This is a genomic window from Saccharopolyspora soli (assembly GCF_022678645.1).
GTDB lineage: Bacteria > Actinomycetota > Actinomycetes > Mycobacteriales > Pseudonocardiaceae > Saccharopolyspora > Saccharopolyspora soli.
On sequence record NZ_JALBWV010000023.1, the window covers coordinates 91,738 to 107,174 of the forward strand.

Below are 15,437 nucleotides of genomic sequence, written 5' to 3' on the forward strand. Positions count from 1 at the left end.
GCGGTGTCGGATCCCAGCGGTGCGGGGGCGGATTCGGTTGCTGCCCGATGATTGAGCACGAAACTCACCGCTGCAAGGAGTTGTGCCAGTGACCGCACCGACAGAGGTCGCCGAGTGCGACGTCCTGTTCAACGGCGCTCGCGTATTGGATCCGGAGACCGGACTCGACGCGGTTCGCCACGTCGGGGTGACCGACGGGCGAATCACCTCGGTGTCCTCCGAACCAGTACCGGCGCGGAAGACGCTCGACGTGTCCGGGAGGGTTCTGGCACCGGGCTTCATCGACCTGCACAGCCACGCGCAGACCGTGTCCTCGTTGCGGATGCAGGCATTGGACGGGGTCACCACGGCGTTGGAGCTGGAGTCCGGCGCGGCGCCGGTGCGCCGAGTGTACGAGCGGGCGGGCGACGAGGGACGTCCGATCAACTTCGGCTACGCCGCGTCCTGGGCGATGGCCAGGATGCGGGTGTTCGACGGCGTCGAACCCGTTGGCGGCTTCGAGGGCTTCGCCGAGTTCTGCGGTGGACCGCGCTGGCGCGACAGGGCCAGCCGGACGGAACTCGAACTGGTCCTCGCCGAGGTGGAGGACCAACTGCACCAGGGTGCGCTCGGCATCGGTGTGCTGCTCGGTTACGCGCCACAGACCGGGCGCAACGAGTACTTCCAGCTGGCGCGGCTCGCCGCGAGGTACGACGTGCCGACGTTCACCCACGCGCGGTTCAAGAACCCGGATGATCCGGAAACGGCCTTGGAGGGGATCGCCGAGGTGGTCGCCGCCGCCTCCGGCACGAACGCGCACATGCACCTCTGCCACATCAACAGCACTTCGTTGCGCGCCATCGACGAAGTCGGCGCGGTGGTGGCCGGTGCTCGGGAGCACGGCTTGCGGGTGACCACCGAGGCCTACCCGTACGGGGCCGGGATGACGACCATCGGCGTGCCCTTCCTGCACCCGGACAACCTGCCCAGGTTGGGTATCAAGCCGAGCAACCTGGTTCTGCTGTGCACCGGTGAGCGGCCGAGGGACGACGCGAGGCTGCTGGAGATCCAACGGACCGACCCCGGCGCCATGGTCGCCATCCACTACCTCGACGAGAACGACCCGGACGACTGGTCGGTGCTCCAGCGGTCGCTGCTGCTGCCGGACACCGCGATCGCATCGGACGCGATCCCGTTCGCCTCCCCGGACGGCGAACTCGTCGAAGACGCCTGGCCACTGCCACCCAGATCCTCCGCGCACCCGCGAACCAGCGGAACCTTCTGCCGGTTCCTGGGCACGATGGTGCGCGAACTGGGCCTGCTGTCCCTGCTCGAAGCGGTGCGGCGCTGCACCCTGCAGCCCGCCACGGTATTGGCGGGGGTGGCACCGCAGATGCGCCGGAAGGGGCGCGTGCAGGTGGGCGCTGACGCCGATCTGGTGGTGTTCGACCTCGCCGCGATTTCCGACCGGGCGACCCACGAAGAGCCCTGGCATCCGTCGGTGGGCGTCGATCATCTGCTCGTCGGCGGCGAATTCGTGATCCGTGGCGGCCAACTCCTGCCGGAGGCCAGGCCGGGCAAGGCTGTGAAGGGACGACTCGGATGACCGAACTGGTGACCTTGGCCGATATCCGCGCCGCGAGCGAGCGGATTTCCTCGGCCGCGCTGCGCACCCCGTTGCTGCCCTTCGACTCCGCCGAACCGGACCGACCGCTGTGGATCAAACCCGAGTCGCTTCAGCCGACCTCGGCGTTCAAGCTGCGCGGTGCGTACAACAAGATCAGCATCCTGCTGCCGCAAGCACACGAGCGCGGCGTGGTCGCCCACTCCAGCGGGAACCACGCCAGGGCGGTCGCCTGGATCGCCCGCCGACTCGGGCTGCGCGCGGTGATCGTCATGCCCGACACCACACCGCCGAACAAGGTGGCCGCGGTCGAGCGACTGGGCGCCGAGATCGTGATCGTGCCACCGCACCAGCGGGACACCCGCGCATTCGAGCTGGCCGACGAACACGGCTACGTCCCGGTGCCCCCGTACGACGACGCGCACATCATCGCTGGCCAGGGCACCGTGGGCCTGGAGATCATGGCCGATCTGCCGGACGCCGATGTGGTGCTCGTGCCGGTCAGCGGCGGCGGGCTGTCCTCCGGGGTGGCCACCGCGATCAAGGCGTTGCGTCCCGAGACGCTGGTCATCGGCGTCGAGCCGGAGCTCGCCTCGGACGCCGCGCAGAGCCTGCGGGAGCAGCGCCGGGTGGTCTGGGAGCCGGAGGCGACCTACCGAACGGTGGCCGACGGACTGCGGACCACCGGCCTGGGCGTGCTGCCCTGGGAGCACGTCCGACGCTACCTGGACGGGATCGTGACGGTCGCGGAGGACGAGATCCTGCACGCTATGCGCCGTCTCGCGCTCGACGCGCGTTTGGTGGCCGAACCCAGCGGCGCGGTAGCGTTCGCCGCCTACCTCGCCGCCGACAACCGGTTGCCCACGACCGGCAAGCACGTCGCCATCCTCAGTGGTGGCTCGGCCGACCCCAGGCTGCTGGCCAAGGTGTTGCTCGACGGAACCGAGACCGAACAGTTCGACCACGACCAGCAGGGAGCCCATCCATGAGCACTGATCCGCAACACCCGTACAGCCAAGCCGTCGTCGCGGGTGGCCTCGTCTTCGTCTCGGGCTCCCTGCCGGTGTTGGAAGACGGCACCGTGGTCGCGGACGGCCGGGCGGCGCTGGATGCGGCGGTCGAGAACATGAAGAAGCGGATGGCCACGGTCGGTGCCGACCTCGCCGACGTGGTCAAGGTGACCTACTACGTCACCGACATCGCGTTGCGCGACGCGGCCAACCAGCAGTTCCTCGACCTCTGGCAGGATCCCCGACCGGCCCGCACGGTGATCGGTGTCCACGAACTGCCCTACCAGAGCATCGTCGAGATCGACGCGGTCGCCAGAGCGCACTGACCCGCGTCGGTGACGGGGAGCGGAGTCGACCGCTCCCCGTTTCGGTTCAGCGCTGAGGTCCCGGCGACGGATAGGGCATGCCATATGGGCCCGGCTGGGCGGGGCGCTTGGCCACGACGAACTGCACGATCCCGATGACGGCACTGGCGATCAGCGCAGCGAACAAGAACGGCACGGCCGCCAGAAACGTCCAGCGAAAACTGAGCGCGCCCGAAATCACTTGATTGATGAACGGGGCGACCACCACAGCCAGGACACCAAGAGCCGCCACCACTGCGGCCACGATGTTCCGCTGTTCCTTGATCCCCCGCACCAACGCCGTGGTCGCTCCGATAGCCGCGCCCGCGCCGAGCCCGGTGAGCACACGCCCTACCAGGAACATGCCAGCGCCACCGCTGAACGCGATCAGCAGCACACCGATGAACATGACGCCGATCGCAGGCAAGGTCACCGCCATCAGGAAACGCACGCCGAGCCGGAATCCGAGCGGAAAGGCGATCGCGGCCGCGATCAGATACGCGACGATGCCCATCATCAGGAACTCCGGGCCCGACAAACCAAGACCCATTTGAACGGGAGAGATCAAATCGGCGCGGTAGACCGCGGTCAGCATGAACAGGCCGATAATCGCGGCAAATCCGGGCCCGATCAGCGTCCACCAGGGGTGACCTTCATTCGAGGGTGCGTCATTCCGCTCTGGCGGTGCAACGGGCATGCGCCAACCATAGACCTCTTTGATCAACTAATGCCATATTCCGCGTGAACTTCGCGGGCACGACCAACCGGCTCCCGCGGAATCCTGGACACCCATGCCCGACACCCCGAGATCACCCCGGAAGTGGATCATCCCGTTGATCCACTTCCGGAACAGGCCTTAGCCCGCCCTAGCCCGTCATTTGGGGTCGAGCACGAACACGGGGATCTGCCGGTCGGTCTTCTCCTGGTACTCGGCGTACGACGGGTAGGCGGCCACGGCCCGCTCCCACCACTCGGCTCGTTCGGCTCCGTCGACCTCGCGAGCGACGTAGTTCTTGGTCGTGGTCCCGTCCTGCAGCGTGATCTCGGGATGTGCCTTGATGTTGTAGTACCAGGTGGGATGCGTCGGGGCGCCACCCTTCGACGCAACGACGGCATAGCTGCCGCCGTGCTCCACCCGCATCACGGGGGTGTAGCGCAGCTTGCCGCTCCGCGCGCCGCGCAGCGTCAGCAGCACGACCGGCGACCCCAGGATCTCGATGCCCGCGGTGGTCCCGGTCTCCAGGATCTTCCCCGTCTGGTCACGCACCCAGTCCGTCGGGCTGAACTCCACGTCCTTGCCTGATTCATCCACCTTGGACACTCCTTTCGGCGCTTTCGCCCATTTCCAAAGGGCGGTTGATCAGCCAAGAGCCGATCGACTCCGCCGAGCCCACGATAACTCGCTGATCATGATCGGACCCGAGGGCACAGCCGCTGCGACGACAGGGAGCGGCTAACCGCTGACTGCGGACTCGTGCTCCACAGCTCAGGTCCGGTGGCAGAAGGGCGGACGGCACTGGAGTTCGGAGTCGCGCCCCGCATGGTGGACGAACCTCGCAGACGAGCGCAGACGTTCTCGGCTGTGGTCGGTTTCAGCGCTTGACGCCGACGGCGCCGTAGATGAGGTTGGTGATTTCGGCCGTCGGCGTCAGCGGCGGACCGTCGGGCCACCAGTCCACCGTTGGGACGAGACCAGGTTCCAGCAGTTCGAGGCCGTCGAAGAATCCTTCGACCTGGTCATTGCTGCGCCACCAGCAGGACTGCACTTTCTCGTGCAACGTCTTCTCGATCTCGCGGGCCATGTCGCGGTGGTGGTCGGAATCCGGCGGCCAACTGAAGTGCGAGATGGCCACGTACGAGCCTGGGGCGAGCGCGCTGATGTACTGCTGCATGATGTCGTGGGGATTGTGCTCGTCGGACACGTGGTGCAGCGTGCCCGCGTGGATGAGGCCGATCGGCCGGTCGAGGTCCAGGGACCGCGTGACCACCGGGTCGCGTAGCAGCTCCTCGGGTTCCCGCAGGTCTTTCACGCAGAAATGGGTGCGATCGTTGTCTTCCAGCAGGGCTCGGGCGTGGACGGCGACCGTGGGGTCGTTGTCGACGTAGACCACGGCGGCTTCCGGGTTGTTGTGCTGGGCGACCTGGTGCACGTTCTGCATCGTCGGCAACCCGCACCCGCAGTCGAGGAACTGGTCGATTCCGGCGTGCAAGCTCAAGAACCGGGTGACCCTGATCAGCCATTTCCTGTTTTCCACGGCGAGCGGTCGGGCTTCGGGCACGATCGCTTCCACGGCCGCGAGGACCTGTCGATCGACCTCGAAGTTGTCCTTGCCACCCAACCAGTGGTCGTATCCACGGGCGACGCTGGGAACGGTGTGGTCTATGTGGGGCACGGACGGCTCGGCGTTCATGTAGTTGATGATCGCACGACCGAGTGCCGTGAACGGCGCGGTGTCGAGCGGTCGCAGATCACGCACCGGGTCGTGAGCGCGAAAGCCGGTTCCAGCCCGTTTTCGCACTCACGACCCCCTCATGCGCATGGGGAACTGCTGAAAGCCGTCTGCCTCCGGGGGTCGGCGGTGCGTTGGAGTGGGTGGTGTTCACGCTGGTGGCGGGGCGAGCTGCGACTTGAAGGTCTGGACCAGGTCGGTGGTCCATTGTTCCGGGATTTCCCAGGGGATGAAGTGGCCGCCGTTGGGGTGGGCGGCGATGTTGACGTGGTTGTACCAAGCGGTGCGGTCGCTCGCCAGAAACGACTCGATGCGCTCTTTCGAGCTGTTGATTCCCGGCGGGTTCTCGTAGTCGACGAACGTGATCCCGGTCGGTGCCTCGATGACTGGCGTCCGGTCGTGGGAGGGCGCCCAGGGGTATCGATTGTTGTTGGCGTACGTGCGGATCGAGCTGGCGATGGCGTTGCCGGTCCAGTAGATCGTTGCGTGGGTGAGCAGGTCGTCGCGGGTGAACACGGTGTAGATGTCTCCGCCGTCGTCGGACCAGTTCATCCATCGTTCGAGGATCCAGGCCAGCATGCCGACCGGGGAGTCGGCCAATCCGTACCCGAGTGTGCTCGGAGCGAGCACGTGTGCGGCGAGGTGCACAGCGAACCGTCGCTCGATTTCGACCAGTCTCTGCCGCAGTTCATCGGGTAGCTCGGGCGGGATGGGTCGGCCACCGGAGAAATCCCACGCGCGGTCGCCGGTGAACAGGTCGAGTTTCAGGGCTGATCCGATGTGGATGCCGTACAGCTCGTCGGCGTACTTGTGACCGAGCTGTCCCGTGACGAGGGCACCGACGTCGCAACCCGCCGCGGCGTACCGGGTATGGCCGAGCGTCTGGGTCATCAGTTCGTGCCAGACGTCCGCGATCTTCCAGAAGTTCATGTCCGGCTGGGTGGGTGTCGAATACCCGAAGCCCGGCAATGACGGGACGATCACCTCGAAAGCTTCCGCCGGGTCGCTACCGAATGCGGCCGGGTCTGCGAGCCGGTCGACGACTTTCGACCAGTGCCAGAAGGTCCAGGGCCACCCATGGCTGAGGATCAGCGGGGTGGGATCGGGCCCGACGCCCGGCTTGCGCATGAAGTGAACGCGTGTGCCGGACACATCAACCAGGTAGTGCTCGTAGGCGTTCATCGCTCGCTCGGCGGCTCGCCAGTCGTACTCCTCGGCCCAGTACTGCGCCAGCTCCTGGAGCAAGGCCCTGGGGACGCCGTACCGCCCGTCCTCGTTCCCGTCATCTTCCGGCCAGATCGTCGCGCGCAGCCGCGACCGCAGATCTTCGAGAACCCGCTCCTCAATGGCGATCGGCGTCGGCGATAGTGCGTTCACGCTTGTGCTCACTTCCCCGCTCCTTCATCGGGTTTTCCGTCTTGCTCGTTGGCGAGCTGAACGATCTGGTCGAGCACGCCCGCGATGCTCAGCAGCCGCGTGCGGTCAGCAGGCGAGAGTCGATCAATGAGACTGCGCAGCCGCTCCGCACGATCGGCATGGCGTCGGGACACAATCGACTGACCATCCGCGGTGAGAGACAACATCGAGGCCCGCCCGTCAGACGGATCGGGCCTGCGTTCGACAAGTCCGTCGCGTTCCAACTTCGCTACCGCCGACGTGAGCGCCGGTTGCTTGATCTGCTCCGTCCTGACCAGGTCACTCAGCCGACACGGCCCCACCCTCGACAGGGTGTGCAGCACCGAGAGCGCAGAGAAGTTCAACCGACCCGAGGCTGGAAGTCGGATGAACAACGAGTTGAAGTCCTCGATGGAGCGGGTCAGCCGCTCTACGGCACGGACTGCATCCATGCCGACACTATATCAATCTTCGATCTAACTCTACGATCGGTTCGCAACCTCCAGGGAAAGTACGACTAGGGCGCCCCGGCCCAGGTGACCTCGACTACTTCGAGGAGTTCGACGCCGGGCACGGTGACCTCGATGGCGCCTGCGTTGATGCCGATCTCGGTCGGGTTCGGGTCGCTGAGGGTGCGGACCGTCGCCGACGTGGCCGACTCGGGCGCCCGGACAGTCACCGTCTGCTCGCCGATCGGCTGGAACGCGCGCATCTGGCCTCGCATGGCCTTGGGGTTGTCGAGGTTGACGATCGACACGGCCACACCGCGGTTTGATTCGCGGACGGCGATGTCGACCAGACCGTCACCGGTCACTGCCACCGGCTCGTCCCCGTCGAGAGCCCAGCGCACGAGCGCCGCCAGGAGTTCGGCGTGATCCGACTGCAACGTCTCCCAGAACAACGCCGAGAGGTTGAATGCGGTGTAGGCGGTCCGACCGCCCCCGGCGTGCCGCCGGAGGGCGACAGCCGGATCGCGTGGGGCCTCGCGGGGGTAGACCTCTTCCATTGGCACGTCGGGGAAATCCGGGATGAACCGGAAGGGCACGGCGACTCCAGAAGTCACCTCGATCGGGACGATCGAGCTACCCCCTACGATGCGGTTGGCGGGTGCGAACGGTGCGGCGACCTCATGCGCCGCATCCATTACTGCCACGTAGTTGTTCCGCACCTCGTGCCGCGTCGCGCCGGTCACCTCGACGCCGAACAGGTCGGCCAGTCCGTTCGTCGATCCGTCCTCGCCGCGCAGGGCATCCGAGTCCGCGATGACGCTGCCGCCAGCGGTGACGAAGTCGTGCAGCAGGGCGACCTGTTCCGCGCTGAGGTCCGCGCTCGCCGGGGTCACGACGACGGAGAACGCCCGGATCCGATCTTCGGTGGCCGAGTCGGCGTCGAGGAACTCGAACGGGATGCGCGCTTCGATCAATGCTTGGCAAAGTCCGTTCTCGGCTGCGTCTTCTCCGGTGTGAGCGTTCAGCGCGGAACGAGCGGTCAACGGCGAGGCGGAGTCGAGCAGGGCGACGCGGGCAGTGGGTGTCTTGTCCCCGTACAGTTGCTCGGCGCGAGCGTGGAGTTCGAAGGCATGGGCGATCGGTTCCACCCATCGCCGGTCGGTAACGCGCGCGTTGAACTTCGTGAACCACGGCAGCGCACCGTGGACGAAACCGTCCACGATCCACGCCTCCAACTCCGGCCCGGCGGCGACCGAGTCCTTCCAGCGGTGGCGGATCTCCGGGCCGACCGAACTGATCAGGCTCACCGGCCGATCCGGGTACATGCCGCGGGCGCGTTTGCCCACCCGCCCTGCTATCCAGATGGGTTCACCCGGCGAACGCCCCTGCTTGTCGACGAAGAACGCCGGGTACATGTGCTTGATCAGCTCGGCGTTGAGATCGCGGGTGAGCCGACTGCCGCGGTTGGGGATGAAGTTCCCCTTCGGGTTTATCTCCCGCACCGCGCGGTCCCACTCGACGATCTGGCGGCTGAGGTGGTCGCTGCGCCAGGCGAAGAACTCGGCCCACTCCGGCGTGGTGCGGTCCGAACCGGTGGGCAGCTCGTGTCCGGTGGCGGCGCGGTATTGCCGCCGCGCGCCGTCGCTGTAGGAGATGACCGCGCTGCCCTCCCACCGGTTCGCGAAAATCGCGTCGACGCCGTACTGGCGCACGATCTCCCGCGTCACCTCCACGACGAACTCGCTGTAGTAGGTGCTGAACGGGCATGTCAACCAGATACCGGGGAAGGCCCAGTGCTCGATGGGCTGGCCGTGCTCGTCCCGTGCGATCCACTCCGGGTGCGCCTCGGCGGCGTCTGCATGGATGGCGTGCGGATCGACCCGCGCCATGACACCCATTCCGAGTCGGCGCGCGTCCTCGTTCACCATCCCGAACAGGTCCAGATCCCCCAGGTGCCTGCTCCGGTAGTGGAAAGGCACCTGCGTCGGGTAGTACGCGATGTATCCACCAGCGCTGATGCACGCGCCGTTCGAGCGCGTCCGGCGCATGACGTCGACCCAGAATTCCCGGTCGAAGTGCAAGGGGTTGTCCTCGGCGAACGTGAGCTGCGTCCAGCGACGTGCCCGGCGGAACCACGGCTCGTCAGCGTTCGCCACGTCGCCCGCCACGGGAGCCTCGATCGTCATCCCAGCCTCCTTGCTCTTGGAGAGTGCGCGGATCGGCTCGCAGCGGCGCACGCCGCACGACCACCCCCGTCACACCCAATCAGCGCGAGTTCTTACTTGCTAGACAATCTTACAAGTCATACATGAATTCCAGAAGCGGCAGACCAGATCCGCATGCGGGGAAATCCGCCTGCGGCAAGACATTCCGAAGTGGACGGCCTGCGGTCGATCGGGTGAGGCCGTTGAAGCGTCACCTGGAGAGAGACGGGCAGCCCGTCGCAGCTCCCCGCGCTCAGGAAAGGACGAGGACTTCGAACAGCCCGATCTCGGGCAGCTCGATGGTGATGCGGCCGTCACCGGACTCGCTGCTCGGCTCGGCTCCCGCCACCAGCGTTCGCGCTGCGGAGATATCGTTGCCGCGCAACGTGATCTGGTGTCCCGCCGAGATGGTGACGGGGTCGCCGAAGGACTGGTGGCGAAGTCCGGTCAGGTTGCGCAGGTGGATCACGAGGCCAGCGTCCGAGCGTCCCACGACGACTTCCACCTGGGCGGGCAGATCCGTGTCGATCTCAAGCCGGTCACCGAGGAGTTCGCGGGCCGAATCGGCGAGGACAGCACCGAGCCCGCCGAGGCCGACGTCTCGGTAGGCACGGCCGGGCGTCCACGGCAGCGCGATGGTCCGGCCAGCGCCGTGCGCGAAGTCCAGCCGCGCCGGGTGGTCCAGCGGCAGGTGGCCGTAGCACTTCTCCGGGGGCCCGTACGGCGCACGGGACAGCACCGACATCCGCGCCTCGGCGCCCGCCCTCGCCCGCACGACGTGGAAGGCACCGAGCATCGGCAGCACGGCCGAGGAATCCTCGCGCACCACAGCCGAAGACCAAGTCATCTCCGGCGTGTCCATGGTGACCAATCGCTCGGCGACCCCGACCGATTCCAGTTGCGCCCGTTCGGCGTCGAGACCCGTGGAACCGGTGACGAGCAGCGATCCACCCCGCTGCACGTACGCATCGAGCTCCCGCGCCACCGTTTCTTCCAGCACTCCGAGGTCGGGCAGCACCAGCAGGGCGTAGCGGTCGAGCGCGCGGGACCGACCGAGCTCGGCGAGCCGGTTCTCGGGCAGCGCGTCGAACGGGATGTGCCGTTCGAGCAGCGCGGTCCAAGCGCCGCGGAACTCCGCCTCGGTGTGCACGGGGTCGGACGCCGTCGGCTTGAGCGGATCCGGCCGGACCAGCGCGGTGCGCGCGGCAGGGACCAAGCCGGTGTAGACGTCTTGGTGGTCGCGGTGGAACCGGACCACCCGCGAACCCGCGGGCAGGCACTCGTAGTCGAATTCGTCCGGCGTGCCCATGATGTAGGTCGACGGGATGGCGCCGCGCGCGACCGCCTGCAGCAGGTACTGCTCGAACAGCCGCGGCTCCTCGCTCACCAACCGGTACGGCATGTCCAGGAACGCCACGCAGTTGACCAGCACCGGCACCTGGGGATGGTAGCTGCGGGCCGCGCTGACGTGCTCGGAAGTCCGGTGCGGCCACAGCGGCCGACCGATCGCGTTGTTCGCCTCGTGGAAGACGATGTCCGCGGTGTTCCCCATGACCAGCGGCGCCTCGGGACGCCGGGCGGCGATGAATTCGCGGATCCGGCCCAGCAGGGTCTCCAGGGCGGCGCTGGTCAGCCGCTGCCACCGCGCATAGCCGGGCGAGTCCGGCCCGGTCGGCAGGGTGCCCCCGAGTTCTGGGCCGAACGCCGCCCGGCAGGACAGGCACTGGCACACACCCCGGTACCGCTTGGCGTAGTCGACCTCGTTGTAGCTCATCCAGTTGAAGAAGAACCCGTCCGGCTCGTACGAGCCGAGGATCTCCCCGAGCACCTCGACGACCTTCTCCTGGTAGTAGACCCCACTCGGGCACACACTGGTCAGTCCGTTGTAGACCTGGCGGGAACCGTCGGGGGCTAGGTAGCACCACTCCGGGTGGGCCTCCGCGATCGGCCGGGCGACCTTGGAGAAGTCCATCCGCGCCAGCACCCGCACGCCGCGGGCGTGCGCCGCGGCCAGCGCATCACCGAGCAGATCGCCCGAGGCGCGCTCGGTCAGCACTGGATTCGGGCTCTGGTGCGGCAACCTCGTCGGGTAGTTGGAGATGATCCCGCCAACGCTCAGCAGCCAGGCGTCCGCGCCGTAGTCCTCGATCTGGTCGAGCACCCGCGCCACGTCGAGGCCAGCATCGATCTCCCGGATGTTGGTCTGGAACATCCGGAACGGGCGCTGCCACCACAGATCGGTTGTCGCCGTGCGCACACCGTCACTGTCCACGTCGGTTCCTTCCCGTTCAGCGGTTGGTGACGGCCCGCCCGGCCCGGTTCAGTCCGTCGCCGCCATTCCGTTGAGATCCAGGGTCAGCCCGTAGAGAGCGGAGTGGTCCAGGTCGGCCCCACCTCGCGCCCGCACGGCGGCGACGAGCGAGGTCAGCAGTGCGGTGGCTGGCAGGGCGAGCCCCTGTTCCCGCATCGCGGCACTGACGATGCCGAGGTCCTTGTCGTGCAACGCGATCCGGAACCCAGGGGTGAAATCGCCGCTCAGCATCGCGGCGCGCTTGCGCTGCAACACGGTGCTGCCCGCCAGGCCACCGCCGAGCACGTCGAGCGCGCTGGACAGATCTGTTCCGTGCGCGCGCAGGAACACGAGCGCTTCGGCGAGCATCTGGATGTGGCCAGCCACCATGAGCTGGTTGGCGGCTTTGACCACCTGGCCCGCACCTGCCCCGCCCACCCGCACCACGGTCGTGCCCATCGCTTCCAGCAGCGGTCGGACCTCGTCGAGGGTCTCCTGCGCACCGCCGACCATGATGGACAGCGCGCCCTCGACCGCACCGGCCTCGCCACCGCTGACCGGCGCATCGAGGCACCGGATGCCAGCGGCGGCCGCGGACTCGTGGACTTCGACCGCTTCGGCCGGGCTGATCGTGCTGTGGTCGACGAGCACCGCGCCACGGGTCATCGACGCCAGCACTCCGTCGTCTCCAGAGATGGCGCCGAGCACCGCCGGGCCGTCGGGCAGCATCGTGCAGACGACCTCGGCGCCAGCGCAGGCATCGCGAACCGAGTCGGCGACGATGCCGCCGGTGGATTCGGCGCGCACGCGCGACTCCGGGGATCGGCCGTAAACCCGGACTTCGTGCCCCGCTGCGACCAGGTTGGCTGCCATCGGTCGGCCCATCACACCCGGACCTACGAATCCGATCACCGCCATGTCGTCGTATACCTCCGTCATCAGGTGGTGTGCAGGAAGTCTTTCCCAGTGAAGATTGTCTGTCAACGGTTCATGTATTACACCCTCAGGCGATCACGTTCGCGGCGACTCGCCGCGACTTTCCACCGATTGATCCGGGACACGCTCACCCGATGACCGCCACTTCGTGGTCGACGATCCGCGGCACGGTGAACGAAACCCAGCCGTCCGAGGCGTTGGCTGGCACATCGGTTTCCGCGACGAGCAAGCGAATCTTGGTGTCGCCATCCGGCATGTCCGCTCGTACCCGCACTTGCAGCGGCCCGACCGGCACCAAATCGGCTTGGCGTCCGGGGATCGGACTGGTGGCACCCACGTTTCCCAGGTGGAGGATTCTCCTGGCGTTCTGCCGGTAGAGGTTGCAGTCGACCAAGCCGGGGCCCGACACCGCCAACGGCATGTCCTCGCCGACCGCCCACCGGACGATGTTGGCGAGCAGCGTTGCATGATCGCGTTGGTCGTCGCGTCCGAGGCAGCGGTCCAGGTCGCTCGCGCGGTAGGCCACTCGGCCCGCGCTCTGGGCCACTGGAGGCAGCACGAGCGCCGGGTGGTCGGTCGCGGACTGCCGCATCCACGATGTCTCGGGCGGAAAGATCGGGAATGCGGGGATGAAGGTGAGTGGGACGATGGCCTCCGCGTCCGCGACGACTTCCTCCAATCGTCCCCCGAAAGCGACGATGTCGGTGTCATCGAGGCCGTCCAACACCTCGTGGCGGTCGCCGTTGATAGTCGGTTCGTCTCCTGTGGACGGTCCGTGGACCGCGTACCGGCACGGCGCGCGTCCTCGACGATTTCCCCGAAGAGATCGCGGTCTCCGAGGTGTTCGGCGCGATGCTGCAGGGGCAGGTCGCTCGGGTAGTAGGCCACGATCCCACCCGCGTTGACGATCAGCCCTTGGACCGACGTCGTGCGCCAGTGCGCACGCCAGAAACCCGCGTCGTAGCGAACCGGATCTACCTCGGTGAGGTTGGTCTGCCCCCACCTCAGCACACGTCAGTACCACGGTAATTGCCGGTTATTCACGAAGGACTCCTCGACGAGATCCACAGCACTGCGATCAGATCGGGTTGATGTGAAATACCCTTGCTGCACAGCGGATTCGCCCCCGACGAACACTCCATCGGAGGCGTCCTCGGCGCTCGCCAGAGACTAGCCACCTCTTGCCCATCATGCAATCTTGTCTAACAATCACATCGGAGAGAGCGGGCAGGAGCCGACCAGCTGCGGCACCCGCCCCGCAGGCAGGACAGCGGCACGGGATCGAGCGGCCCGAAGTCCGCGTCGCGCTGCGGTGATGCCGACTACTCCGGGGGAATAATTGTCTAACAACTATTCATGATGTCTTGACTGTCATGTCATTCCGATCTAACAATGTCAGCCGATCGCAGTACCCGGTACGCCCGCACCGGCCACCCCCAAGGAAGGGGAGCGGAATGATCAGAGTTGATCGGCGGAGATTCCTCCAATTCGCGATGCTTTCGGCGGCCGGGCTTTCCTCGGTCGCGATGGCCGGTTGCGGCAGCGACTCCGCGAGCGGCGAACTCGCGCTGCGCTACGGGGGCTGGGGTGACAACATCCGCCAGCGCAACTACACCGAGGCGCTGAAGCAGTTCAGCCAGGCCCACCCGGACATCCTCGTCCAGCCGGAGTTCGCCGAGTACAACGCGTTCCAGGAGCGGATGACGACGCAGATCGCCGCTCGCGAGGTGCCGGACATCTTCTGGATCGCCTCACCGCAGGTGCTGACGTACCACAAGAGCAAGCTGTACCGGAAACTCGACGACATCCCGACGCTCGACCTGTCGGCCTACGCCCCGCAAGAGGTCGAGTCGTTCAAGATCGGCGGCGAGCTGAACACGATGCCCTTCGGCGTCTTCGTTCCCGTAGTCCGCTACAACGAGACCTTCGCCGACCAGGACGGCGTCACGATTCCCACCGAAGGACCGGGCTGGACCTGGGACGCGCTGGCCCAACTGCTGCTCGACTACAGCAAGAACAATGCCGCCAAGCGCAAGGGCTTGCCGTACACGCCGCACGGCGATCTCCCCTTCGAGGCTTGGCTGAGGCAGCGCGGCGAACAGCTGTGGACCGAAGACGGCAGGCTCGGTTGGACCGTGGACGGCCTGGCGAGCTGGCTGGACTGGTGGGAGAAGCTGCGCCAGGGTGGCGCGACCCTGTCGATCAGCGAGCAGGAGGGCATGGACCCGGACTGGGAGCTCGTCGGTGACAAGGTGCTGCTGAACTTCGGCAACTCCAACCACATCATCGACGAAGCCACGATGTTCCCCGACTACACGTTCCGGCTGCGCCCCGCGCCCACCGCACCAGGCGCCGCGTCCGGCCACAAGTTCCTGTACTTCCCGCGCATGGCCATCTACCGGGGCATCGACGACGAGAAGGTCGAAGCCGCCGGCAGGATGATCAACTACAACACGAACGACATCGCGATGCTGCGGACGGTCGGCATGACGATGGGGGCACCGGTGAACCCCAAGATCGCGCAAGAAGTGCTGCCCAACGCCAATCCCAACGAGAAGGAGATGCTCGCCGTCGTGCAGAGCGACCGGGCCGTCGAGCGCAAGCCTCGGTACGAGGCGCCGCCCGGATCCAGCACCTGGCGAACCGCGATGTCCCGCGTCTGCGAGGGGATCGCGTTGGGCCGCACCAACGTCACCGACGGTGCCAAGACCTTGATAGACGAGATCAACGCCGGTATCGAACGCGCGCAGTGACAT

13 protein-coding genes are annotated in these 15,437 nt (G+C 66.8%); 4 read left to right on the forward strand and 9 right to left on the reverse strand.

The annotated features are described in order from the left end of the window. The first annotated feature begins 88 nt into the window (after positions 1 to 88). Genes MOQ72_RS19150 through MOQ72_RS19160 form a run of 3 tightly spaced genes read left to right on the forward strand, consistent with a single transcriptional unit; the run spans position 89 to position 2,939 of the window. Positions 89 to 1,585, forward strand: a complete 1,497-nt coding sequence (locus MOQ72_RS19150) for an amidohydrolase family protein (protein WP_242185201.1) — start codon at positions 89 to 91, stop codon at positions 1,583 to 1,585. Further along, positions 1,582 to 2,592, forward strand: coding sequence for a threonine ammonia-lyase (locus tag MOQ72_RS19155; protein WP_242185202.1), 1,011 nt, complete (start codon positions 1,582 to 1,584; stop codon positions 2,590 to 2,592). Before MOQ72_RS19150 ends, MOQ72_RS19155 begins: the two co-directional genes overlap by 4 nt. Further along, complete coding sequence (locus tag MOQ72_RS19160) at positions 2,589 to 2,939, forward strand: RidA family protein (RefSeq protein WP_242185203.1); 351 nt, start codon at positions 2,589 to 2,591, stop codon at positions 2,937 to 2,939. The genes MOQ72_RS19155 and MOQ72_RS19160 overlap by 4 nt, the downstream gene beginning before the upstream one ends. A 46-nt stretch (positions 2,940 to 2,985) precedes the next feature. Here the strand turns inward: MOQ72_RS19160 and MOQ72_RS19165 are convergent, their stop codons facing one another. The 9 genes from MOQ72_RS19165 to MOQ72_RS19205 form a co-directional block, all read right to left on the reverse strand. Further along, positions 2,986 to 3,654 carry an MFS transporter gene (locus MOQ72_RS19165; protein ID WP_242185204.1) on the reverse strand — a complete coding sequence of 223 codons (669 nt, stop codon included), beginning with the start codon at positions 3,652 to 3,654 and terminating at the stop codon, positions 2,986 to 2,988. Positions 3,655 to 3,831: 177 nt separating this feature from the next. Next, on the reverse strand, positions 3,832 to 4,269 hold the full coding sequence (locus MOQ72_RS19170) for a nitroreductase family deazaflavin-dependent oxidoreductase (RefSeq protein ID WP_242185205.1): 438 nt from the start codon (positions 4,267 to 4,269) through the stop codon (positions 3,832 to 3,834). A 280-nt stretch (positions 4,270 to 4,549) separates the two neighbouring features. Beyond that, positions 4,550 to 5,434, reverse strand: coding sequence for an SAM-dependent methyltransferase (locus tag MOQ72_RS19175; RefSeq protein WP_242185206.1), 885 nt, complete (start codon positions 5,432 to 5,434; stop codon positions 4,550 to 4,552). Positions 5,435 to 5,557: 123 nt separating this feature from the next. Continuing rightward, a complete protein-coding gene (locus MOQ72_RS19180) occupies positions 5,558 to 6,796 on the reverse strand; it encodes an epoxide hydrolase family protein (RefSeq protein WP_242185207.1) in 1,239 nt (412 codons plus the stop codon). Continuing rightward, positions 6,793 to 7,167 carry a MarR family winged helix-turn-helix transcriptional regulator gene (locus MOQ72_RS19185; RefSeq protein WP_242185208.1) on the reverse strand — a complete coding sequence of 125 codons (375 nt, stop codon included), beginning with the start codon at positions 7,165 to 7,167 and terminating at the stop codon, positions 6,793 to 6,795. Before MOQ72_RS19185 ends, MOQ72_RS19180 begins: the two co-directional genes overlap by 4 nt. A 152-nt stretch (positions 7,168 to 7,319) precedes the next feature. After that, the gene (locus tag MOQ72_RS19190; RefSeq protein ID WP_242185210.1) at positions 7,320 to 9,437 is read right to left on the reverse strand and encodes an alpha-amylase family protein; all 2,118 of its coding nucleotides are present in this window, start codon (positions 9,435 to 9,437) and stop codon (positions 7,320 to 7,322) included. A gap of 271 nt (positions 9,438 to 9,708) precedes the next feature. Beyond that, a complete protein-coding gene (locus MOQ72_RS19195; RefSeq protein ID WP_242185211.1) occupies positions 9,709 to 11,727 on the reverse strand; it encodes a beta-galactosidase trimerization domain-containing protein in 2,019 nt (672 codons plus the stop codon). 48 nt (positions 11,728 to 11,775) lie between these two features. Then, positions 11,776 to 12,684: an NAD(P)-dependent oxidoreductase gene (locus MOQ72_RS19200; RefSeq protein WP_242185212.1), complete on the reverse strand. Its 909-nt coding sequence runs from the start codon at positions 12,682 to 12,684 to the stop codon at positions 11,776 to 11,778. A 124-nt stretch (positions 12,685 to 12,808) separates the two neighbouring features. Next, complete coding sequence (locus MOQ72_RS19205; RefSeq protein ID WP_242185213.1) at positions 12,809 to 13,408, reverse strand: hypothetical protein; 600 nt, start codon at positions 13,406 to 13,408, stop codon at positions 12,809 to 12,811. A 727-nt stretch (positions 13,409 to 14,135) separates the two neighbouring features. On the opposite strand from MOQ72_RS19205, the gene MOQ72_RS19210 reads away from it, so the two are divergent. Beyond that, complete coding sequence (locus MOQ72_RS19210; protein ID WP_242185214.1) at positions 14,136 to 15,434, forward strand: ABC transporter substrate-binding protein; 1,299 nt, start codon at positions 14,136 to 14,138, stop codon at positions 15,432 to 15,434. Positions 15,435 to 15,437: the final 3 nt, after the last annotated feature.